Annotated in this window: 19 protein-coding genes and 2 pseudogenes; 3 read left to right on the forward strand and 18 right to left on the reverse strand. The window is 30.7% G+C overall.

Features of this window, described 5'->3' with window-relative positions; genetic code table 11:
* A pseudogene (locus IDG64_RS11315) lies at nt 1-258 on the forward strand (transposase); the annotation flags it as partial.
* 399 nt (nt 259-657) lie between these two features.
* Here IDG64_RS11315 and norC read toward each other — a convergent pair.
* From norC to IDG64_RS11390, 15 genes are all read right to left on the reverse strand, one after another.
* On the reverse strand, nt 658-2046 hold the full coding sequence (gene norC, locus IDG64_RS11320; RefSeq protein WP_001006443.1) for a multidrug efflux MFS transporter NorC: 1389 nt from the start codon (nt 2044-2046) through the stop codon (nt 658-660).
* Nucleotide 2047: 1 nt separating this feature from the next.
* Nucleotides 2048-3226 carry a M20 family metallopeptidase gene (locus tag IDG64_RS11325; protein WP_001075826.1) on the reverse strand — a complete coding sequence of 393 codons (1179 nt, stop codon included), beginning with the start codon at nt 3224-3226 and terminating at the stop codon, nt 2048-2050.
* Between the two features lie 150 nt (nt 3227-3376).
* Nucleotides 3377-5614: a transcriptional regulator AryK gene (gene aryK, locus IDG64_RS11330; protein WP_206171320.1), complete on the reverse strand. Its 2238-nt coding sequence runs from the start codon at nt 5612-5614 to the stop codon at nt 3377-3379.
* 248 nt (nt 5615-5862) lie between these two features.
* Nucleotides 5863-6174: a hypothetical protein gene (locus IDG64_RS11335; RefSeq protein ID WP_000512631.1), complete on the reverse strand. Its 312-nt coding sequence runs from the start codon at nt 6172-6174 to the stop codon at nt 5863-5865.
* 3 nt (nt 6175-6177) lie between these two features.
* Nucleotides 6178-6504 carry a hypothetical protein gene (locus IDG64_RS11340; RefSeq protein WP_014533145.1) on the reverse strand — a complete coding sequence of 109 codons (327 nt, stop codon included), beginning with the start codon at nt 6502-6504 and terminating at the stop codon, nt 6178-6180.
* Nucleotides 6504-7880 (reverse strand): hypothetical protein, encoded by a 1377-nt coding sequence (locus tag IDG64_RS11345; RefSeq protein ID WP_000161980.1) that lies wholly within the window; start codon nt 7878-7880, stop codon nt 6504-6506. The genes IDG64_RS11340 and IDG64_RS11345 overlap by 1 nt, the downstream gene beginning before the upstream one ends.
* 2 nt (nt 7881-7882) lie before the next feature.
* Nucleotides 7883-8647, reverse strand: a complete 765-nt coding sequence (locus tag IDG64_RS11350) for a tandem-type lipoprotein (RefSeq protein WP_200626296.1) — start codon at nt 8645-8647, stop codon at nt 7883-7885.
* A gap of 228 nt (nt 8648-8875) precedes the next feature.
* Nucleotides 8876-9646, reverse strand: a complete 771-nt coding sequence (locus IDG64_RS11355) for a tandem-type lipoprotein (RefSeq protein ID WP_000597215.1) — start codon at nt 9644-9646, stop codon at nt 8876-8878.
* A gap of 51 nt (nt 9647-9697) precedes the next feature.
* A complete protein-coding gene (locus IDG64_RS11360) occupies nt 9698-10468 on the reverse strand; it encodes a tandem-type lipoprotein (protein WP_000977784.1) in 771 nt (256 codons plus the stop codon).
* Nucleotides 10469-10683: 215 nt separating this feature from the next.
* Complete coding sequence (locus IDG64_RS11365; protein WP_000710554.1) at nt 10684-11670, reverse strand: phosphatidylinositol-specific phospholipase C; 987 nt, start codon at nt 11668-11670, stop codon at nt 10684-10686.
* Between the two features lie 205 nt (nt 11671-11875).
* Nucleotides 11876-12358 carry a hypothetical protein gene (locus IDG64_RS11370; RefSeq protein WP_000410567.1) on the reverse strand — a complete coding sequence of 161 codons (483 nt, stop codon included), beginning with the start codon at nt 12356-12358 and terminating at the stop codon, nt 11876-11878.
* Nucleotides 12359-12414: 56 nt separating this feature from the next.
* Entirely contained in the window at nt 12415-15567 is a 3153-nt protein-coding gene (locus tag IDG64_RS11375) for a DEAD/DEAH box helicase (RefSeq protein ID WP_000080559.1), read from the reverse strand.
* A 266-nt stretch (nt 15568-15833) separates the two neighbouring features.
* Nucleotides 15834-16436: a hypothetical protein gene (locus IDG64_RS11380; protein ID WP_000908960.1), complete on the reverse strand. Its 603-nt coding sequence runs from the start codon at nt 16434-16436 to the stop codon at nt 15834-15836.
* Nucleotides 16437-16644: 208 nt separating this feature from the next.
* A complete protein-coding gene (locus IDG64_RS11385) occupies nt 16645-16941 on the reverse strand; it encodes a TfoX/Sxy family protein (protein WP_000179896.1) in 297 nt (98 codons plus the stop codon).
* 48 nt (nt 16942-16989) lie between these two features.
* A complete protein-coding gene (locus IDG64_RS11390; protein ID WP_000389762.1) occupies nt 16990-17193 on the reverse strand; it encodes a DUF6007 family protein in 204 nt (67 codons plus the stop codon).
* Between the two features lie 308 nt (nt 17194-17501).
* Between IDG64_RS11390 and IDG64_RS11395 the strand changes: the two genes are divergently transcribed.
* Nucleotides 17502-18488: a tRNA dihydrouridine synthase gene (locus tag IDG64_RS11395; protein WP_000662031.1), complete on the forward strand. Its 987-nt coding sequence runs from the start codon at nt 17502-17504 to the stop codon at nt 18486-18488.
* 150 nt (nt 18489-18638) lie between these two features.
* Here the strand turns inward: IDG64_RS11395 and IDG64_RS11400 are convergent, their stop codons facing one another.
* Entirely contained in the window at nt 18639-18797 is a 159-nt protein-coding gene (locus IDG64_RS11400; protein WP_000628285.1) for a hypothetical protein, read from the reverse strand.
* A 182-nt stretch (nt 18798-18979) separates the two neighbouring features.
* Nucleotides 18980-19694: pseudogene (locus IDG64_RS11405) on the reverse strand (exotoxin beta-grasp domain-containing protein).
* A gap of 633 nt (nt 19695-20327) precedes the next feature.
* Between IDG64_RS11405 and IDG64_RS11410 the strand changes: the two are divergent.
* Nucleotides 20328-22283: a Dam family site-specific DNA-(adenine-N6)-methyltransferase gene (locus IDG64_RS11410; RefSeq protein WP_001269065.1), complete on the forward strand. Its 1956-nt coding sequence runs from the start codon at nt 20328-20330 to the stop codon at nt 22281-22283.
* 58 nt (nt 22284-22341) lie between these two features.
* On the opposite strand, the gene IDG64_RS11415 is transcribed toward IDG64_RS11410, so the two are convergent.
* Complete coding sequence (locus IDG64_RS11415; RefSeq protein WP_000877434.1) at nt 22342-24084, reverse strand: restriction endonuclease FokI recognition domain-containing protein; 1743 nt, start codon at nt 24082-24084, stop codon at nt 22342-22344.
* Nucleotides 24085-24113: the final 29 nt, after the last annotated feature.

The raw sequence follows: 24113 nt of genomic DNA on the forward strand, positions 1-24113 counted from the left end.
ATGATGTTAAAAATTATCTTATATGCATACACTCAATCTGTATTTTCTGGTCGTAGAATAGAGAAATTACTTCATGACAGTATTCGAATGATGTGGTTAGCTCAAAATCAAACACCTTCTTATAAAATTATTAATCGTTTTAGAGTAAATCCTAATACTGATGCATTAATTGAATCTTTATTTATCCAGTTTCATAGTCAATGTTTAAAGCAAAATCTTATTGATGATAATTCGATTTTTATTGAATGTCACAAGCTCTTTTATATTTAGCAAAATTTATTATCTTAAATCGGCTATAAACACTCATATAATAATGCTTCATTAGTATGCGGTAAGCATGACGGACACTATTCTCGGAGTCTGACCCCGAAACGTTTAATATACACTTTTACACGTCGCCTTCATTGAAGCGAATTGCCATAACCTTCACATTATATATAGTTCTTTCCATATAAATGTCCAAATTTTTAGAACAACGCAATAAATAACCATCCACCTAACTTATCAAAAGTTTAAGTGGATGGTTTTTCATTTATATTTATATTAGTGTTAATCCAATCATAGATTTATCTATATGCACTGCTCTATACATTTCCTCATTTAATTTGCTTTACTTTCATTTAAATCATTATCAAAACACTGGGCGTGTCATCGTTATTATTTCGCATCTTTGACACGTTTATCATCATTAGGAATCGCGAATAAAATTGCGATAAATGCCATGATCCCCATTAATACGTTAACCCAAAGTGCAATCATCGCACCTGTATGAATGCTCGTTGCAGCAACTGCACCGGCATATACTGCACCACTAATTGCGACACCGAATGCACCACCAAGTGATGAAGCCATTTTATAAATACCTGAAGCAACGCCAACTTTATCTAACGGTGCATTTGAAATAGCTGTATCTGTAGAAGGTGTTGCATAAATACCTAAGCCTAGTCCGAAACATAAATATCCTACGACACAACTGATAACATAAAATATGCCTGGTAAGAATACTAATGAAATAAGTGCAATACCAATGACCACAATGAATGTACCTAATAACATTGGTCGCTTAGAACCCATTTTTTGTAATAATTTTTCACCAACTCGAATCATCAATAACACCATGATTAAATAAGTAATTGATAAGTATCCTGCCTGCAATGCTGTATAACCTAAACCTTGTTGCACGAATGTATTCGCTACAATTAATGTACCTGCAACACCGTTTAATAAGAAGTTCGAAATCGTTGCACCTGTATATGGTTTATTTTCAAATAATTTAAAATCAATAAGCGGATTATCTACTTTTTTCTCAACTTTTAAGAAAATAAAGAATGCTACAATTACGATTGCAATTAAACCAAAGAACCATAATGATGTGTAACCAAGTGCTGCACCTTTAGTAATGACAACGTTTAAACTTAGCAACATAACTACTAGAACAATTAGCCCTGCAACGTCAAATTTATGTGTATTGGTAATTTCTGATTTCGTTTCAGGCGTCCCTTTGATGAGTAACATTGAAAGTACGGCAACGATAATTGAGAAGATGAAAATCCATCTCCAACCCATAGTTGTCGCAACTGCACCACCGAAGAGTGAACAGATACCACTGCCACCCCAAGAACCGATAGACCAATAACTTAAGGCACGCTGACGTTCAGCACCCTGATAATAAGTTTTCATAATGGCCAATGTAGAAGGCATAATACACGCTGCTGATACACCTTGTATAACACGACCTAAAATTAATAATGCCGGTAAATTCGTAATAATAATTAATGCTGAACCAATAATACTTAATAATAAACCGATATTCGTCATTTTCACGCGCCCAATTTTATCTGCCAGACCACCTGCTCCAACAACAAACATGCCTGAAAATAGTGCAGTTAGACTGACCGCAATACTAATTGTCCCCATGTCTGTACCAAAACTTTGTTGTAAATTCGGTACAACATTTACAAGTGATTGTGCAAACAACCAAAATGTAATAACACCTAATACAATACCTAAGATTAACTTGTTGCCCCCGCGATACGTTTCATTCATGTTAGTTATCTCCTTTAAGGTAATCTAAAACAACTGTCCCTACTGCTTCTGCAGAAATAAGTAATGATTTTTCTGAAATGTTAAATTTAGGATGATGATGTGGGTAAATTTCACCATTTTCCACCGCTGCACCTGTATAAATAAAGGCACTTGGGCGTTCTTTAGCATAATATGCAAAGTCTTCTGAAGGTGGTTGTGGTTCACACATTTCAACACCAAAATCAAGGTTTGCTTCTTTCAACGTCTTAGCCACGTACTCAGTAAACTCTGGATCATTATATAATGCTGGATAATCATCGTTATATTCTAAGGTGCAAGTTACACCATACATATCCTCTAATCCTTTTGATAAACGTTTAATTTCTTTTTCAATTGTTGCTTTTGTAGCATCTGTTAATCCACGTACATCACCTTCAATTTCAACAACATCTTTAATGACATTGAATTGACCTTTACCGTCAAATGAACCGATTGTGACAACACCGGTTTCAAATGGACTTAGTCGTCTAGATACAACTGTTTGTAACGCTGTGACGAAGTAGCTACCTGCAACAATGGCATCATTGGCCATATGTGGTGATGAACCATGACCACCTTTACCTTGAACTTTCAATTTGAAGAATGCGCGTCCTGTTTGAACATAACCAGGTCTGTAATACACTTTACCTGTTTTCATTGTGCTCATGACGTGTACACCTAATACATGATCAACACCGTCTAATACACCATTTTCAATCATTGTTTTAGCACCACCTGGTGGTACTTCTTCAGCTGGTTGATGTATCACAACGACTTTTCCTGTAAAACTATCTTTCATTTCAGCAAGCGTCTCTGCTAATACAAGCATGTATGCTGTATGTGCATCGTGACCACATGCGTGCATAACACCTTTATTTTGTGATGCAAAAGATAATCCTGTATCTTCAGTAATGGGTAATGCGTCAAAGTCTGCACGGATTGCTAATGTTTTACCAGGTTTCCCTGAATCAATCGTTACTTTAATTCCACGTGGTCCGACATTCGTTTCTACTTCCACATCTTTACCTTTGTAAAATTCAGCGATGTATTTCGCCGTTTCATCTTCATGAAAAGATAATTCTGGATGCTGATGTAAATAACGTCTGATCTCAATCATTTTGCCTTCTTTAGATTTTAAAGTTTCAATTAATTGTTGATTCATATCCTTCATCTCCTTAGTTACATCATAAATGATTAATCATTATTTATATTGCCAACAACAGAGATGTTAACCATTAATTTTTTGCAATTTTAGCTTTGAATATAAAAAATCACAAATTATGTATATCAAAATTTGTGATTTGTGATCATTTTATGAACTTGGGTAACGTTTTACTTCAATTAAGTGAATCCCATTCGTAATCATTTTAATGTTTAATGCCAGTGTGTCCGTGATATCTATATCATATACTTCTAATTTCGGAAAACTCATTCGATTAACGTAATCTATAGAGTCCTTGTCCATGCCATGTATCGTATGATGTTTGCGCCAAAGATTAAATAACGCACCATTTTCTTTATCTAAGGTAAAATGTTTAATCTTATACATACCTTCTTCCAAGGCATTAATGTTCAAATGGATCATTTCCGTTGCACGCATATTCATTTGATTGTCCAACGCTAAGTACGGATTAAAATGCTTTGCATCATATAACAATATTTGAAAATTTGAATCAGTTCCCGTGACAATACATGTATCATCAGAATACAAAATATTGCTTGTTAATTTATTAAATAGCAATGCCGTGAAATAGACCGGACGTTTTCCATTATATTGATGAAACAGTTCAATAGAATTCATATAATCCCGTTCATTTTTACAATGACTAACGTGCAAATCATAATTCAACCAATACCCGATACCCTCTACTTTAGAGCTTAACTTTAATAACTGCTCAATGATGATACCACCTCTAAAATATTCGCCGTTGGTTATAAATGTATCACCCGTCAATGTATTCCAATTGAGTAAAATGAGTGGACGCTTTAGGTTATGACGATGTATTAAGTCGATAAGGTAATTCGTTTTATTAATAATCATTTGACTCGCGGTTTTAAATTCATCATCATTCATTTTATTAAAATCAACAGCATCATTTGAATTGGCATCAAATACAAAATGGTCATTGTGTGGCTCAAGTCGTTTCAACAATGGTAGATGTCTTTCCGTAACTTGATCTAAGTGAATGTACAAGCCACCATTAGGGAATAACGCTTTAAAATAATCAATCATTTCAATCAAAGCATTGTGCAATGTCGTCACATACAAGTTGAACTTCAAATCTTTTCTATGACTGACATGCAGGGCAACGTGATGGATAAATACTTTGAATGCATCGATATAATCTCGTGAGTCATACTGATTCAAATGCATGGTTAGACTAAAATTATGATCTAATAAAAAGTCTAAACACAAATCGATATCATAAAATATATTCGAAATCTCTGCATCATACGTGAATGGCGCATTGAGCTTTTTCATAATATATGGCATCACATCATATGCTAATACTTCATTGACTTGAAAATCATGATGACATGTAAGCAACTGTGATTGATACTGTGTATTGAGCAAATTCCTCAAATAGCCCACTTGAATAATATGATTAAATTGATTTAGTTGTTGATTAGTTGGTTTAAAGGCAATCTCTTTATAGTTCATCTTTTCAATATCTTCAATAAAATGATTCATTTCTTCAATGTAGTCATTTAAAAGTAATATCAATTCACGGTCGTGATAATCATGTTGTGCCGATTGCTGGTTTTCAGTGATTGCTGGACGATCACCTCGATATTGTTTAGGTGTTTGATGCGTAAAGTGTTTAAATGTTCTCGCAAAGCTCGCTGCACTTGAAAAGCCATTTTGCAATGCAATATCAGTAATCGTTTCATCTGTGTATGTTAAATCGAGTTTCGCATGCTCAATTCGCGTCGTATTTAAGAAATGTTGGAATCCTACACCTAGCGATTCTGTAAACTTTTTAGACAGATGGCTCTCTGACCACCCAACGTATTCGCTTAATTCTGAAAGGCTTAAATCTTCATGAAAATGTAACTCGATATAGTCGCATACTTGATTCACTTTATCATCATTTAAGATACTTTGGTTCGAATGATATGTACGCGGGACATAATGAATCATATGCATAAGTAACTGAATCACAAGTTGTTGCTCAGTCAATTTAGACAACTCATTATGTCGGATATGTGTTGAAACCAGTCTTGCCATTATATTTCTCAGTTGATGTATATTCTTTGTTGTGGTCGCATCTGTTAAGTGAAAATATAGACAATGCGCATCATCAAACTTGTCTGCTAAATATTTCATTTGGAATTGGATATAACATATGATGCCATCTTGTTGAAGTTGAAATCGATACAAGTCGCGGTGGTTAATAATGAAAATGTCGCCATTGTTGCATTGCGTCATATTATTTTCATCATAAATATGTGCCTCACCTTTAATAACAAAACCAATCATTAAACCATTGAGCCTTTTGAAATCTGGCATGCTTTCAGTTTCTACTCGAATTAAATAATCACGTTGCATACTATCCCTCAATTCAGTAATATGAATACGTTTATTTTACATTATTTTACAGCAATATATTTGAAATTCGTGTTGAATCGTGTGTGTGGATGATTATTTATCCTCACTCGGTTCAAGATGTAAGTTAGCAGCAACTTTGTTTACTATTAAAAATAACCATCCTTTACGAATGGTTATGACTTCTTTTAATCATATTTATATAGATTTTTTAGTTCGTTGTTGGTTTGAAAAAGTATGTGACAATTCAACTAATTCATTATTTTTTTAAGCTCATTGCCTAATTTATCTAAGTCTTGCATGGCTTTATTAACCCAATCACCTTTAGCTACATTTTTAAAATCACTCTTAAATGTATGGCCATGATTAATTAACTGATTGATCAATTGCTTTTCAGATTTTTTCATTTTACTTTTATTTTCACGATGCTTTTCATCATGTTCAGGTGCGATGACTGTTGTGATTAGTTTTTTTTCCTGTCTTTTTTTCAAATCACCTACCATCCAACTATCTCCTAGTAAAGGATCAGACATAGGATTAGATAACGGATCAGGGATTCCCATAAGCTACTTCGCCTCCATTATTTTTTCAGATTGCTGTATATATTCTCTTCTTATTTCTTCTTTATAATCTTCTAACTTTAACTCTTTTTGTCTAATATAAGTATCTGCTTCATAATCAAATTCTTCAACTAGTCGTCTCACCTTAGCATTTGACTCTTCACCATAGTTCATTTTATTCTTTAAATACAAAAATGCATCATAACTTTGTTCATTTTCTCTTCTAAGGTGATATTTTAAATCACTAAGATTTTGTATCTCCCTTTCAATACGTTTCAACTCTATTTCATATGCATTTTCAAGATCATCTATTTTCTTGTATTCTTCAAACATCATATTAAATCACCTATTTGCCCTGCCAATTGTTGATCCTTAGCAACTATTTCATTAATACTTTTTTCGATTTGCTGTAAATACGAATTATATTTCTTAGATAAGTCCGTAATTTTATTTAGTTTGTCTTTTATTTCATTATGTGGTTCGGTAGCAAGTTTACTTTCATTAACACCACCATTATCTAATGCACTTACCTTTTCTGGGTATGAAAGATGTTTACCTACAATATCACTAGCTTCTTGTGCGTCTTTCCAATTTGCTTCAAATTTCTCATCCATAAGATTGAACATATTTTTCAACTGCTGAAGTTCTTGGTCAACCATTTTACTTAGTCCTTCAGCTACCGAAAATGCCACTAAAGTTTCAAGCAATTTTTGTTGAGAAGACGAGAGGGCGCCACCGTTCGTTTGCAGTAACTTCGATTTTATTTCATCTATTTTACCGAGTTTTTTCTCAGTATTTTTTTTCAAAGCCTTAAATGCTTTGTCATTTGCATCGCGATATCCTTTTACTAACATTAGTTCTTCGATTATTTCACGTTGTTCTTTTTCTCCTAAAAAATTCTCCATCGCATGGCCCTGACCATTGTTTATACGTAACACATCGCCACAAGTTAAATGATCTGTACGCTTCACTAAATAGTCTAATCCATCCTTTTGAGTTATAACCTTAGTAATATCTCCATCATAATTATCCATTAACTCTTTTAAATATTTTTCATCTGGAAATGTCGTATTTCTAAACAATTGACCACCAAATTTATTACGAATGCTTTTTACTTCTAACGGAGCAGGATTGTATGCCACAACATTTTTGATGTTATAACGAAGCCCAAGAAAGATAGCATCTCTCCCTCCTAAAGAATGACCAGTAACGGTATCAATTTCGTACTTTTTTTGTAAATTCTCAATAAACTGCTGTGTATTTGCAAAATGTTTTCCTTTATAATTGACCATTCCTACTCCAATGGCTAAATCCGCTACACCATCCTTCATAGTGCCTCGTACATCTTTCATATCTTGCTTAGAGGGTGGGAATAATAACGGAGACATCGAACTAAGTGCTACTCTTTTAAGTTGATCGCCGTGAAAGTTTGTACCAGCCATTCCAACAGTAACTTTACCTGTATCTTTATTTAAAAATGCCGTTGCCGTCGTCCCCGTACTGGGATCTGTATAACTTTCAATGTAGTCTAAGTTTTTAGGGAACTTTTTATGACTTTTTAATTTATCAATCTGAACATTAATTTTTTCATCATCTAAACCATTGTCATTTGCATTTTCAATTTCATAACTGATATTAGCTATTGCGCTAGTTTCTTCCGTATTACTCTTTATTTTACCGGAATCGATTTCATACTCTTTTTTAGTCATAATTATTTATCCTCACTTGGTTCAAGATGTAGACTATCAGTAAAAAAAGTATTTTCCCCTTTTTTCTCCACGAAAGTAAATTCAATGTCTTTATATCCAACTGATGAACCTTTTAAGTCTCCCGAACCTTTCAACAACAGCTTTGGCGCTTTATTTGTTGGTATATCATATCTTTTTCGTAATTGTTTTACATTATAATCATCATTAGTTAATTGATATTTAGCTGAATAACTCGGTACCTCTGGATTATATGAAATATCTCCATCTTTGTACTTCGACAAATCTTTAAAGTTGCCATATTGCGCGAAGAACTTAAAGTTTTCGATTTCTTTTTTTATTTTTTCGTCTTTGATATCTTTAGTTGGAATGATTTTATTGTCGACCATTTTAACCGGATATTCTATTTTATTATCCTGAGGTCTACCATCTTCATCTTTCTTTACTGCATTAACATAGTAAAATCCTTTTGCACTTCTTGTATTTCTATTCATATATAAGACCATACCTTTAACTTTCAGAGCTCCCCCCTTATTTTGAGTTGCCATTTCAGAACCAATAATCCATGTTCCCTTATCTTTTTTATCAAATTGATCATCACGATATCCTTCTTTATCGTATAAATCCTCTAGATTTTTAATAGGATACATACTTAATGTTTTTTCAAAACTTTTCTTAATTTCCGCTTCTTTACCCATGCCACAACCCCCAATAAAAATTGTTAAAAATAGTAAACTAATACATAAAACTATTTTTTTAAAACGCTTCACCGTATCACAACTTTCTTTTTATATGATTTGTTTTTGTGAATTACATATATTTATCAATTTATAACACTTTTTCACTTTAATATTACCAAAAATTATACAAGCAATCTATTAAACTAAAAATATTGTTATTCATTTAGATTTTTACTTATTTTCAAATAACACGAGTAGTAGATTAATTATAATTTGACTATTCTCAACTTATTTTTCCTAGATCAATTTGAATCATGATTATTTATCATCACTTGGGTTAAATTGTAGCCCATCACTAAAGTATATATTTTCTCCCTTTTTCTCTACGAAAGTAAATTCAATTTTTTTGTAGCCAATTGATGAACCTTTTAAATTCCCTGTACCTTTCAACAATAGCTTTGGTGCTTTATTCGTTGGTATATTATATCTTTTTCGTAATTGTTTTACATTATAATCATCATTAGTTAATTGATATTTAGCCGAATAACTCGGCACCTCTGGATTATATGAAATATCTCCGTCTTTATAATTTTTCAAATTTTTAAAGTTGCCGTATTGCGCGAAGAACTTAAAATTTTCGATTTCTTTTTTTATGTTTTCGTCTTTGATACCTTTAGTTGGAATGATTTTATTGTCTACCATTTTCACCGGATATTCTATTTTATTATCCTGAGGTCTACCATCTTCATCTTTCTTTACTGCATTAACATAGTAAAATCCTTTTGTTGTTTTGGTATTTCTATTCATATATAAGACCATACCTTTAACTTTTAGAGCTTCTCCTTTATTTTGAATTGCCATTTGAGAATTTACAATCCATGTTCCCTTATCATTTTTATCAAATTCGTCATCACGATAGCCTTCTTTATCGTATAAATCCTCTAGATTTTTAATCGGATACATACTCAATGTTTTTTCAAAACTTTTCTTTATTTCCGCTTCTTTCCCTGTACCACAACCAGCAGTGATACTAATGACTAAAAACAGAAGACTAATACCAAGCACTAATTTATTTACACGTTTTATCATTTCATCACTCTCTTTTTCCGGGATTGATTTCATATTCTGATTGAGCCATGATTATACATCTCCGCTTTTTTTATAATCTAAGCTATCACTAAAGTATATATTTTCTTCTTTTTTCTCTACAAACGTAAATTCAATATCTTTATATCCAACTGATGAACCTTTTAAATTCCCTGAACCTTTTAACAATAACTTTGGAGCTTTACTCGTCGGTATATCATATCTTTTGCGTAATTGTTTTACATTATAATCATCATTAGTTAATTGATATTTAGCCGAATAACTCGGCACCTCTGGATTATATGAAATATCTCCGTCTTTATAATTTTTCAAATTTTTAAAGTCGCCATATTGAACAAAGAACTTAAAGTTTTCGATTTCTTTTTTTATTTTTTCATCTTTAATTTCTTTTGTTGGAATGATTTTATTATCGACCATTTTAACCGGATATCTTTTTTCATTGTCGTGCGGTTTTCCTTCATCCTCGTCCTTAGTCACATCGACATAGTAGTAACCATTTGTTGTTTTGGTATTTCTATTCATATATAGAACCATGCCTTTAGCTACCATATCTTCATTATTAGGTTGAATAACCATTTCAGAATTTACAATCCATGTTCCCTTATCATTTTTATCAAATTGATCATCTCGATAGCCCTCTTTGTCATATAAATCCTCTAGGTTTTTAATCGGATACATACTCAACGTTTTTTCAAAACTTTTCTTAATTTCCGCTTCTTTACCCATGCCACAACCAGCAGTGATACTAATGACTAAAAACAGAAAAATAATGCCTAACACTAATTTGTTTAATCGTTTCATCATCTTACAACTCTCTTCTTTTTAAAATGATTTGTTTTTGTTAATTACATTTATCAATTTATAACACTTTTTCACTTTAATATTATCAAAAATTCCATAAACAATCTTTTCAATTTATAATATTGTTGAATTATTACTTATTTTCAAAATAAAAACGAGTAGTGAAAATAATTAGAATCTACTATTTTCATACTCGTCTTAATATCATTATTGAATCCTTATTTATTACTATCTATAATTTCGCTTACGATATCATCATATCCAGGCCATGGATATCCTGCATAGTCAACAATCAGCCAACCCGTTCTAGCTTTCCCATTTGCTTTAATCGTTTTTGCAATTTCAGGATTTATATGTGATGCATAGTTATAAGTACTATTAAATGCGCTACCTCCAGACGCTACACTCAAGAAATTCACATATACATTGTCTTTGTTACTATCCGTTTTAGCTTTAGCCAATAAATTTTTAACAGCTTCAACTTTTTTATCATAGTAATCTTTATACTCATCTTGTACTTTTAAATTTAAGCTACCATTATTAATTTTCGTTTCAAATGTCGCATTGTCTGCCCATTGAATACCTGACGTGTCAGCACCATAACCACTCTTTATGTATGTACCCCCCATTCTATTGAATAGGACAATTTTACCTTTCGTTTCTTTTAAAGTAGGATTCGCATTACTTCCTGTGTAAAAAAGATTCTGATATTGCGGGTTATTATAATAATATTCTCTAAAAATCTCTTCAAATGTCTTCGTAACTTTAGAATCGCTATCGTAGTCCTTTTTCATAGACATCACAATTGTTTCGTTTGGATAAGCACTCAAGTAATATTTAGCATCATCTAAAAATTTTCCTAGTTCATGATGCAAATAAACCATGCCGTGATGAACTGAAATCATATTATCAGCACTTGCTCTACCTCTAATATCAAAAAACCTGACTCCCGACTTCATTTGAGTAAGGTAATCTTTGCCTTGAGTCTTTGCCCAAACCGATTTTACCGGATCAGTTAAAGTGAATGAGCCACTATCATGTGAGCCTGGCATATTAATCTCAGTTAAATGTTTGCTTTCATCAAGTTTACTCATCCAATTTTCTGGACTTTTACTCAACGAATCTGACGCATGTGCTGAATGATACCAACCACCCATCACTACTAAAATGATACTTAAAAACAAAGTCTTAATACACTTTTTCATAATATCAACTTCTTTCTATATTTAATACATTAATTATACATCTTTTTTAAATAAAAATATGTGTAAAATTTTAAAACTTATTTAAACAATATTTAAGAGTATTAATTATAGGAATTATTGACATATGATTAAAGACCCTTAGGATAGTGCTTTACATATATAAGTTAAAAAAGGAGCTAGCTTTATAATCGCCAGCTCCTTATCGTTATTTTTTATCTTCCATTGTGTAACATACGAGGCCAAATATAATACCACCTATGCTCCAAACGATTAAATCACTTCTAGTATTTCCTAAGTCAGTGAAACCGTATATATCAGCTACAGTACCTGCTGTCAGCGCCAATGATGTAAATAAAATTGCTACTAAAATTGATTTTAGTTTAACGAAATCCTTACTATTTTTCTTATTTTCTTTATCTTTGCCACGCTTAACATCGTACGCTTTCAAGAAACGCAGTCCAATTAGTGCTTCAATTAAAATCAAAACGATGATGATTTGAGTGGTGATTGATAGTTTAGGCTCCAAAATGTGAATGAATATGTTAGAAATTACTAACGCAAGCAAAACGAGCATTGAATATGCATATAAAATGATAAATTTTGCCCCTTTTAATTCTTCAGTTGTTTCATTCTTGTCTGTTTGAGATCCACTTATTGCATTTAATATCCAGTTGTTAAATTTCTCCATTATTCAATTTTGCTCCTTTTAAAATGTATAACTTCCTCTATATACTTTTTTGTATGTTATTTTACATTTCTTTCTTTAAAAATCGTCTCATAAAATGGTTTCATCTGTATTCTTTGCATGTCGCCAATTACATAAAACTCTTTCTTAGCTCTTGTCACTGCAACGTTTAACAAGTTTGGTTTTTCGCATGACCAGTTCACAGCACCATCTTGGGTATTATCAGTACCTATTACAAAATACACCTTCTGAGCCTCTTTACCTTGAAAAGTATGAACAGTACCAATGGATTTATCGACCCATTGATTAATTTTTGTACGTTCAATATCAATTCTAGTCGGTAGTTGTTGCTTTAACATACGTTTAATCTGTTGCTGTACTGCTGAAAAAGGCGATATTACAAATGAGCTCGGTTCATTTTTACCTTCCTTAATTGCTTCAATCCAATCATCAGCTAATAATCCCACTACTTTTTCACCATGCTCTTTCACAAATTGTTTTTGAACTGCGTTTCCTTTAACGTCATACCAACCTGTTTTACCTACTTTTGTAATATTACTTGGCAACACCATTTTATTATTATAAGCGATTTGGTTAGCTATCGTGAACATAGGTTTTAAACATCGTCTGTGCACCCATAAAGGTATGCCTATCCAGGTTTTTTGATTACTATCAGTAGCATCAGATTTCCAAAAACCATATTGATTGGCGTTGTCTGCAACAGACTGCACAGAAGCTTCTTTAGAAACTAGATATTCCGGAACATGATAATTTTTACGAATGTTATCAATTAAATGACTTTCTAAAGTCACAACCGGTTCTATTTGAATCGGATCACCTACAGCTACAACTTTTTTTGAACGATATAATGCTCCCACAGCTGCTTGAGGTATTGCTTGTCCTGCTTCATCAATAAATAAGTAGTCTATGAAATCTTTTGGTATGCCCCCATACATAGATTTAAAGCTTGCAAACGTCGTACTAACTACTGGAAATATTAAATGCATCACATTCCATGCGTTGTGTACTTTATCTGGATTTGCATCAATTAATTTCCTTCTATCTTTAAAATCATTAATCGCATAATAAATAGTTGTATTATTAGCAATCAATAATAATTTATGCAATATCATTGCTCTTAAAAAGAGCATGGCACGTCTGTATTGAAGTTCGTCACTCGTCCACAGATTAGTAACTTGGCGCTCATCATAATTGTTGTCACTCCAAAAATCTTTTTCTGGAATTGTAATTTTTGACTCAATACGATATGCTTCTAACTCTTGTAACTGTGAATTTAACTCGTCTAATTGCAACTGTACTTTAGTTAATTGTTTAATTAATTTCTCTTTTTCTTTTAGTTTGCTAACAAGGTCTTCATGTTTGTTTTTTTTACATTTCTCTAACTCTAACTGTTGTGTTAATAATTGTTGCTTCTCTTTATTATGATCTTTATAGCTTTCATCTTCTTCTGAATTAAACATCGCTTTCAGTTTGTTAATAAAACCTTTGTTGCTTTCTTTGATGGATTTAATTAACTCATTTAAAGTTTCTATTTGCTTAACAATATAATTAATTCGATTATCCAAATCTTCTATTTCTTTATTGTCTCGTAACGTTTCATTATCTAAATGATATACCTGTTCTTCAATACTTGTTTTTTCACTATTAATAACCTGTTCAATCTTAGAGAAAGACTCACAATTTTTATAAACATCATATGCTCTAATAGATTCTTCTTTTAACATTTCAACATGCCTCAACTCTTCTAAAAATGCACGTTGATGTGATTGCCATTCACTCATTAACTCGTTATAACTCATACGATTATTCTCATTTTGTAGTAATTTAGCAAAGCCAATATCATTCGCATCTTGTTTTAACATATGACTCAATACTTGGTTAATATTAGTACTTTTACCAAAAACTCCAGAAAATAAGCCCCAGGCACTTTCACCAATCAAATCTTCAGCTATTTCAGCAAAATCTTTTAATTCATGTGCTAAATTTGCATAATTCTGTTCATATTTAGGGAATTTACATTTTTCGGGATTTCTTATAATTTCTTCAATTTTCGGTAAATCTTTAGATATATTTTCAACAGCTCCATTATTACTAGATGCGACTACCATCTTATATTTGGCAATAGATTCCTTTAGTAAGTATACGTATTTATCATCCGTTTCATGAATTTTTGTTTTGACAAATGCATCTTTAGGATTATTTAGTTTAGCTAACTCTTTACCTCTTTCAACTACTAGATGAGCAAATATATCTTTTAATAAAGTAGTCTTACCTGTACCTGGTGGCCCATTAACTGAACTTATTCTTTCATTACCACTCGTAATTTGGTTTACAGCAAGTTGTTGCATTAAAGACAATCTAAACTCAGTCTGTGATGGCCATCGTCCATCAGGCAAACGTGAAGGATGTAAAAATTTGTCAAACATTTCTTTATTTTCATCTACTTCTATGCGCTGACTTTCTTCTACACCTTCAATGTAATCAATTAAAGTTTGGTTGGGAGATTTTCTTGCTTTCTCAATATCACTTATGAAGAAGCTGTTAAATTCCGGCTGTGGTAAATCACTATCTTTCACATATTCTATTGCTACATAATGTCCAAATAATCCATCTTTCTTTGAATTTAATACAGAAAAGTACTCATCATAAGCTTTGTCCATCTTCTTCAATTTAAATTCATTAATTGGTTCATCTGCTAAAATTTCTTTTACTTTTTGAACAAATTTTTCAACAGAATCATTAAATTTTTCTTCTATATTGGCATTTTTGTTCTTTTCAATTTCTTTTAATGCACTCATAATCATCGGAATATGTATAGAATCAACTATCACTTTGCCGTGTTTATCTGTGTTAAATGTGTAACCATAACAGTGTGTCCCATTTGGATTATGAATCTCAGAATAATCATCAAAAATATCCTGAATTTTCAAATTAATTTCATTATAGCGGAAGCAATGTCTATAAAATTTAAATATAAGTTCCCCAGTCTCTGATTTTTCTTCTGATATAATAAAGCGTTCAGCATTCCATATTTCAAAATATTCATCAAAACTTTGAAGTTGTGCTTGCTTTGCACCATTTTTAAAATGTTCAGCTGAGAGTATATCTTCCGCTGTAAAATTTACTTCTCCTGGACTTAAAGATTCAATTAACAACCAAGCCGATAACGTATCATTTAGCAATTGACTCATGAAATCCCACCTTGTTCCCTGTTTGTTTTTTACTTAATGCCATTTTAACAAATAATTTAATCATATTAGTGTTTTTTCAAAAATATTCATATATTATCATTACCATATTTATTCAACAAATGTTTGTAAAATCCTCACTAATAAAATTAATCGATATGACCATAATTCATTATCCAATAAATGACTATAAAAATTTCTTCTATGCCTTCATTTCCAACTAAATTTGAACATCAAAAAAGAGCACTCCTGAATGAGCACTCCCTTAATTATCTTTCCATTATATTTGTATTGTCGACGGTTTCGATTTCTTTATTTTTATTTGTAGCTTTTTTCGCAACAATTAACAACGTTGAAAGTACTGCTAAAGCTAAATAAGCATAACCGCCCGCTTGTTTCATTACAAAACTACCGTAATAGTATCTTACGCCACCTTCGTCCATATAAATTTTCGTAGTGTGAACCAAAACTAGAGATAAGCCTAGACAAATTGACAAACCAATCGTAGTGTAAACCATGTATTTTTTAAATGTCTGTTTTTTCTTTTTTTGCTTATAAAACGGTAGAAAACATAATCCATATGGCATTAAAAAAATGATACCTGCAATACCAAAGGTAAGTATGACAAGCCAAAAAAGTAACGCTGATACTATATAATATAGATAAAATTGAGAAATACCCGCCGTAGCCAAGATTAGAAATAAAAAAGTAGTAGCGAATTTATATGTCTCACTTACTTTATTAACTTGGTTTAAAAAGTTATCGATTGCTTTATTCTTTTTTGAAATATGTACTATACCTTCTATAATCACCCAAATAATACCACCAATAACTAACAAAGCAAAAACTGGGGTTACGAGACTAATTAACATATCGTTCACCTGCTCACCTCTATTTTCAAATAATTGTGATTGAATTAAATCATTCTAATTTTTGTAAAGTTACTTATTCAATTTATTATATTTATTAACTCTATGATAACAAAAATACTGTTTGTGTATAACAATAAATCGAGATACTCAATAAATTGACAATATGAAATTGATGATTTTCAAAATAGTTGAGTATGGCAATTAATGATTAGTTTTTCAAATCATTTTTTATGGTCTTAAATAAATCAGTGAGATTTGTTGCTTCGTCAAAATCTGGAATTAATATCATTTCTTTAGCACCTGGATATGGGGAGACTAATGTATTATCTTGCAATTTCTGCTGGGCACTTTTAGTCGCCTTGACCAATAATCTATTATCATACAAACCACCTATAACCACACTATCATAATAAATAATATATTCTCCCATCATCTTTCTAGTTTTAACGGCATTTGAATTCACATGATTTAAAAACAAATTATTTATATCTTTTTCAGTAGCCATTGTAATCGCTCCTTCAGTTTTATGTTTAATCACATTCGTATTAATGAATCATTTCGAGTTGCTCTTAATTTTATCTATAATTATATGCGTAGTTAAAATCAAACCAATGGAAAAGAAAATAATGATAACAATGTTAAGAAATATAGTTATAAAATTATAGTTTGGAAGGTATGCGAATAGCAGAAACATAGGTATCGCAAAAAATAAATCCCACCAACCTAAACTTTTTAAAGAATGCTTTAAATCTTCCATAATATCACCTTTATAAATTTGTCTTTGTTATAAGATAACTAAAAAATCGCTTTACTGTAAAAGTAGCCAAAGAAAATTCTGAATCATATTCATAAGTAGTGTATCATTAATAATGAACTATCTAATACGATAATCCTTGATCTTTGTATTGATCAACTTACCACAACATTCATTTTAGACTACTCTTAGACTTCCCTTTCAAATGGTTGCATCTATTGAAATTCCTTTTGTATAAGTTAGGCTTTTGTGGTAATATCATCATGCATAAAAAATCGAGATACTAATTATAAAGAGGGTATAAATATATTATGAAAGAAAATTTTTGGAGTGAATTACCACGTCCATTTTTTATTTTGGCGCCAATGGAAGACGTTACAGATATCGTCTTTCGACACGTTGTAAGTGAAGCAGCTAGACCGGATGTGTTTTTCACTGAATTTACAAATACTGAAAGCTTTTGCCACCCTGAAGGCATACATAGTGTGCGTGGACGCTTAACTTTTAGTGAAGATGAACAGCCGATGGTCGCTCACATATGGGGAGATAAGCCAGAACAGTTCCGTGAAACGAGTATTCAATTAGCTAAAATGGGCTTTAAAGGCATAGACTTAAATATGGGATGTCCTGTAGCAAATGTTGCTAAAAAGGGTAAGGGTTCCGGCTTAATCTTAAGGCCGGATGTCGCTGCCGAAATTATTCAAGCAACTAAAGCAGGTGGGCTTCCGGTAAGTGTTAAAACACGCCTTGGCTACTATGAAATCGATGAATGGAAAGATTGGTTGAAGCACGTCTTCGAACAAGACATTGCCAATTTATCTATTCATCTTCGTACACGTAAAGAAATGAGTAAAGTAGATGCACATTGGGAATTAATCGAAGCTATTAAAAATTTACGTGACGAAATTGCACCAAATACATTGTTAACAATTAACGGTGATATTCCCGATAGAAAAACAGGACTTGAACTTGCAGAAAAATATGGCATTGATGGCGTCATGATTGGTAGAGGCATTTTCCACAATCCATTCGCTTTTGAAAAAGAACCACGCGAACACACAAGCAAAGAACTATTAGATTTGTTGAGATTGCATCTATCATTGTTTAACAAATATGAAAAAGATGAAATACGACAATTCAAGAGCTTGCGTAGATTCTTTAAAATCTATGTGCGTGGTATAAGAGGCGCTAGTGAACTTCGCCATCAATTGATGAATACACAATCAATTGCAGAAGCAAGAGCACTACTCGATGAATTTGAAGCCCAAATGGACGAAGACGTTAAAATTGAATTATAGTATGAGTAATAAAGGTTGAGGAGGAATTTAATGTTCCTCCTTTTTTGTTTGTGTGAAAGTCTTTTAGGTATGAACTTTTAATCAATTATTATTTAATAAGGAACTTTTCAAGATACTTTAATGCTTCTTGAAAAGTTGCTCTATATTTCATTATTTAAAAGCGATTTTACGAATAAGTTTATTTGTAATTTCTTTCTCATTATTAATTGCATGAAGAATTTGTATTTGTTGCTCCCGTATAACATACATACCTTCAAGAGAAAGGTTTTTAGCGATTTGTTTGTTAATCTTTGAGTCAATAGTAATCACGTTATCGCCTCCTGTATAGCACTATTATATCGTTTATCAACTAACTGTTTTATTTGGTGGTACCACCTGTACATTGATACCCATAATAAATACCGTATAAGTCTATTTTTCTCGACCTCATAGTATTCACCTTGAAATGATTTTTATACTTTTTTATTTTTAATTAACAACGATGGTGAAATTTATTTTGTATATAGATATATATCAATATGACTTATGTCTTCAGACTTTAAAGTTTTATTGTCTTCATAAATTTTATCAATTTCATAGTCATTTTCTCCTTTCAGATCATAGATATCAAATGAATAATCTCTAGGAGTTTTCATATCAAATTCAATTAGACCTTTTCTTATTTCACTGTCTTTATAATAAATTCTATATTTATTAGATAATTTTTTCTCATTTTAATATCTAATTCTTGTAATGTAACATTCTTCTTATTTGTTCGAATTAATTCTGTTTCTTTTTGAATGCCATTTACCCAGACATTAGCCCCTATAACTCTTTCTTGTTCCAATTTTTCATTATTAAGAGTAGTCCCTCCATATAGACATTCGGAAATATTTTCACTAACTTTTTCACATTTATAATAAAAAGATGCACCATAAATATCGACATTTTTATTTTTAAAGTTCTGAGCTAAACCAGCACTAGCAAATTTTACTCTCAAATCATTACCATTGTCTCCTTGATTTCTAAATATTAAATCTTTTTCTCCAATTATTTCGCTACTTATAACATTTTCTTTAATAAATGGGTGATTATATTGGCCGTATGCATTAGCTAAAGCTAAGTCACTCAACTCACTTTTATCATGTAAATCTTCTGCTTTTGCATATGAAGTTAATACAAACAAGAGCGTAAAAAACAAAATAATATTCTAATTTTCTTTCTCATTAAAAAACTCCTCAATATATATTTTCATAATGCAATTATAAAACGAAGTAAATATTTTTAATATAGAAAGTCAGATTTTTTATAATTTTAATCCAGTTGAAGAATAATCACTACTTGATTATTCTTCCTTTCACACCACCGAGCGTACGGTTCCTTACTCGGCGGCTCAATATCTTGCATAAGCCGTCTCTGCGAGTTGAGTTAGTGATAATAACCCCCACTTGTAGAGACATTCTGTTGTAAGTACACATTGAACTTCATTTGTAAATGATAAATGCCAGTCAAGTCGCTAACCATTCCAGGTACACTAAAGAAAAAATGTAGGAAATTCAGTATTTTCATTTCGCCATTTCTCTATATTTTATAGTCACCATTTACAATCGTTCTAAAGTATTTGAATTTACCGGATAATCATATAGACTAAAAGATTATCAAAATGAGAACAAATTGAAAGTATGACAATCTTAATAGCAGTATAAAAAAGCACTTTTTTATACTGCTATTAAGATCTATAAGGGTCAACTTATGTAATCAAAATCAAAGATTGAAATTTATATTAAAATAACGATACTTTATAAATTATGTGATACATGTTATATTATTGTATTATCATGGATGAAAGAGGATGCGAAAATGCGTTATATCGGCTCGAAGATATCACTATTACACGAAATAAAGAAATTATTGGATAGACATGTTCAAGGAAATGAACAATCTTTTTTAGATTTATTTGCTGGTACAAACTCAGTTGCTAGATTTTTCAAAAACGATTATGCAGTCATTACAAATGATATTCTTTATTTCAGTTTTGTAAATGCTAAAGCCACGATTGAAAATAATGATAAACTTGAATTTAATAAACTTGAATTCAACCCTTTTGAATTTTTTAACAATGATAAACATGCTTTCAACTACTCTCGTAATAATTATTATACCGAAAACTATACACCTGTAGGAGGATCAATGTATTTTACCGAAGATAATGGTAGACGAATTGATTTCATTAGAAATACTATTGATAATTGGTATAAAAAGGACCTACTAACCGAATATGAATACTATTATTTAATAGCTTCATTAATAGAATCCATACCTTTTGTAAGTAATACGACAGGTACATACGGAGCTTTCCTGAAACATTGGGATAAAAGGGCATTAAAACCACTAAATATAAAGCCTCTAATGATTGTTAATAATAATCAAAATAATAAAGCCTATAATGAGGACGCTAATAATCTTATTAGAAAAATTAAGCCTGATATCACCTATATCGATATACCTTATAATAACAGGCAATATGCTTCTAATTATCACCTATTAGAAAATTTAGCTAAAAACAATCAACCTAGTTTAAAGGGCAAAACTAAAATATTTGATTGGAGCCATTTAAAAAGTGAATATTCAATGAAATTAAAAGCATATAACGCTTTAGAAGACCTTATTAAAAATATTGATACTATACATCTTATACTTAGTTATAATGATGAGGGGATTATAAGCTATAATGACATTTTAGAACTATTGAAAAAACACTCTATAAATAATTCTGTAGACCTTGTTAAAATACCTTTTAGAAAATATAAATCAAAAATTTCTTCTACAAAAACAGAACTTAATGAATACCTTTTTTATATTAAAAAAAAAGATTGTAAAAAAGAAAAATTACCTGAATCTCAAAATGGAAAGATAACTAAATGGAATCCAACTCAAAATTATTATATTAAGAGTCCACTTAATTACATAGGTGGAAAATATAAGCTACTTGACCAAATAATACCTTTATTCCCTAAAAATATTTCTACATTTGTCGATTTATTTGCTGGTGGTGCTAATGTAGGAGTAAATGTAAAAGCTTCTAGACATATTTTTATTGATATGAATTTTAAAATTAATGAGATGTTTAGATTATTTGCAAAAGAAGATTCTCAAAAATTAATAAGTCAAATTAATCGTAGAATTAAAGAAAAAAATTTAAGTAAAACTAATGAACAATCCTTTATTAAATTTAGAAATCAATATAATCAAAATCCCAATCCTATTGATTTATATATTTTAATTTCGTATTCATATAACTATCAAATTCGATTTAATAACAACCTAAAATTCAATAATCCATTCGGAAAAAATCGAAGCTATTTTAGTAATAATATGAAGAATAATTTAGTGAATTTTAGCAACAAGCTAAAATCTTTAAATCACGAGTTTATTGATAGTTATTTTCAAGATATCGATTTATCTTTCTTAGATAAAGAAGCATTAGTTTATCTCGATCCACCATATATTATAACCACAGGTAGTTATAATGATGGTAATCGTGGCTTTCAAAATTGGGGAATATCTCAAGAAAAGCAAATGTATAATTTGATGAAAACTCTAACAGATAGAGGTATACGTTATGCACTTAGTAACGTTCTACACCACAAAAACATTGAAAACAAATTATTACAAAAGTTTATCGACGAGAATAATGTCCAAGTCCACCATTTAAATCATAGCTATCATAATTCATCTTACAATACAACAAGAGCTCAAAGCGATGAAGTTTTAATTACTAACTATGATAAAGATACTTTCAAATTATTAGATTAACCATAATAAACATCATAATTTTATTATAGAGGCTAATGTGCATTTAGCCTCTATTAATCTATAAAAATTTAATTTCTGTGTTATTCATATATTTAGGTATTGAATTTACATTGAGTTCTTTAGTTTGAACTTTATGAGCTCCCATTAATAGTTGATATACATTGATTGAAGCTCCTTTTACATTAGTTCTTTGAGCAGTTTCTTGTAATTGTTCTTCAAATTTCCCAATAAATTCACTAGAAATCCATAAATAGAAATAATTATTTGAACTTATTTCATTATCAAAGACTTTCCACCACTCATTAGGATTATAATCTTTACTTCTCTTAATATTTTCATCTATATACCTAACCATCTTATCTTCTTCTGATATATTTTTTTTATACCCTTTGCTGTATGCCTTAGTATCAGCTATGATGCCAAAATTTTCATTCCATATTAAGATATCAGGTTTACGTGTACCGCCTAAATGTCTGGTATTTAATTTATATATTTCTCTAAATAATTCTGAAGTTATTAATTCGAAATCTCTATTTGCCTTACCATCATATGCTAAATCTAATAATGTAATAAATTTATTTGGAAGATTTGTATTAGAAACAAAATATTCCTTTAAATTCAATCTACTTTTTTCTCTACTAGTTAATTTCAAATTTGTATTTGGAATATAGAAATCGTTTATCTTATCTAACAATTTAATTGAATTTCCTTTTAGTTCAATTCTTATACCTATATTATTCAATCCTTCTATGTCAGTTTTAATCACGTCTAATGATTCTTCAAAACCTTTATGTTTCAAATGATTCATAAGTCCATTTAGAGAAGAAGAATTTTTTAAATACTTCAAAATAATTCCTCTCCTTGTTCTAATGTAATTTTTACCTTCTCCTTTAACTGATAAAAATTCCCATAATAAATATTTCTCTACCTTGCTATTTTTAGACTTTCCTTGAGATTGCATTAAAGCGTGCTTACCTTTGCCTGTAATTGAATACTCAATAAAACCTGTAACTTCTGTATTCTTTGAAGACATATATCTACTATTTTTTTGACTAACAAAATCTACCTTTTTTAGCCATCCACATATCATTCTTGCATACTTATCTGCCGTACCTTCAACGTCAGAGCGAATTTTTTTCAATTCTTTTATACTCTCTGTTTCTTTAACCCACTCTATCATCAAGTCTTCTGAGTACGAAGTGAATCCAGGTTCATCCTTAAACCCCAATCTATTACCAATATAAAATTTTGTTACTCCATTTTTACTATTTAGAATATCTAGTACTCGAGTTGCAGGAGGATAGCTAAGTAAAGCTTTACTTATAACTTTATTCATTTCTTTTTCTGAAACTGCATTTATCAACTCTTTTCCTTTATTAGTTATTTTAAAAGTATCATTTTCCATATTATGTTTGACAAAATTTAAACTTACTGCCCATCTTAAAAAACCATCTGATGTCCAATCATCTGTAAAATTTTTACCTTTAGTATTTGCACTTTGTGACTCTAATGAGATTTGAATTAAAGCATTTGGGACAGCTTCTTTTCGAGTATTTGGAACCTTCCCATCTTTGTTTATATTTCTTCCCACTAATTCCATATACGTAAATTCTTCAACATTCTTATCTAACTTACTTTGTAAATTTTTTTGAATATCTTTAAAGTTATTTAAATTTTTTCCCACTAATCCTTCTTTTAATAAGCTATATTGTTTAGAATTACAATCAAAGATTTCAACTGTTTTCTTTAATTTATTGAAATCTGATGGATTTTGAATCCATCCGAATGATCTATATTTCATTTCTAAATATTCTCCTCTCATACAATATT

Source organism: Staphylococcus sp. EG-SA-15 (assembly GCF_017151895.1).
Lineage (GTDB): Bacteria > Bacillota > Bacilli > Staphylococcales > Staphylococcaceae > Staphylococcus > Staphylococcus aureus.

Bases quoted from the DNA above. Each gene is read 5' to 3' on its own strand.
- norC (WP_001006443.1), bottom strand. From the start codon at position 2,046: ATGAATGAAACGTATCGCGGGGGCAACAAGTTAATCTTAGGTATTGTA.
- IDG64_RS11325 (WP_001075826.1), bottom strand. From the start codon at position 3,226: ATGAATCAACAATTAATTGAAACTTTAAAATCTAAAGAAGGCAAAATG.
- aryK (WP_206171320.1), bottom strand. From the start codon at position 5,614: ATGCAACGTGATTATTTAATTCGAGTAGAAACTGAAAGCATGCCAGAT.
- IDG64_RS11335 (WP_000512631.1), bottom strand. From the start codon at position 6,174: ATGGGAATCCCTGATCCGTTATCTAATCCTATGTCTGATCCTTTACTA.
- IDG64_RS11340 (WP_014533145.1), bottom strand. From the start codon at position 6,504: ATGTTTGAAGAATACAAGAAAATAGATGATCTTGAAAATGCATATGAA.
- IDG64_RS11345 (WP_000161980.1), bottom strand. From the start codon at position 7,880: ATGACTAAAAAAGAGTATGAAATCGATTCCGGTAAAATAAAGAGTAAT.
- IDG64_RS11355 (WP_000597215.1), bottom strand. From the start codon at position 9,646: ATGATAAAACGTGTAAATAAATTAGTGCTTGGTATTAGTCTTCTGTTT.
- IDG64_RS11360 (WP_000977784.1), bottom strand. From the start codon at position 10,468: ATGATGAAACGATTAAACAAATTAGTGTTAGGCATTATTTTTCTGTTT.
- IDG64_RS11365 (WP_000710554.1), bottom strand. From the start codon at position 11,670: ATGAAAAAGTGTATTAAGACTTTGTTTTTAAGTATCATTTTAGTAGTG.
- IDG64_RS11370 (WP_000410567.1), bottom strand. From the start codon at position 12,358: ATGGAGAAATTTAACAACTGGATATTAAATGCAATAAGTGGATCTCAA.
- IDG64_RS11375 (WP_000080559.1), bottom strand. From the start codon at position 15,567: ATGAGTCAATTGCTAAATGATACGTTATCGGCTTGGTTGTTAATTGAA.
- IDG64_RS11380 (WP_000908960.1), bottom strand. From the start codon at position 16,436: ATGTTAATTAGTCTCGTAACCCCAGTTTTTGCTTTGTTAGTTATTGGT.
- IDG64_RS11385 (WP_000179896.1), bottom strand. From the start codon at position 16,941: ATGGCTACTGAAAAAGATATAAATAATTTGTTTTTAAATCATGTGAAT.
- IDG64_RS11390 (WP_000389762.1), bottom strand. From the start codon at position 17,193: ATGGAAGATTTAAAGCATTCTTTAAAAAGTTTAGGTTGGTGGGATTTA.
- IDG64_RS11395 (WP_000662031.1), top strand. From the start codon at position 17,502: ATGAAAGAAAATTTTTGGAGTGAATTACCACGTCCATTTTTTATTTTG.
- IDG64_RS11410 (WP_001269065.1), top strand. From the start codon at position 20,328: ATGCGTTATATCGGCTCGAAGATATCACTATTACACGAAATAAAGAAA.
- IDG64_RS11415 (WP_000877434.1), bottom strand. From the start codon at position 24,084: ATGAAATATAGATCATTCGGATGGATTCAAAATCCATCAGATTTCAAT.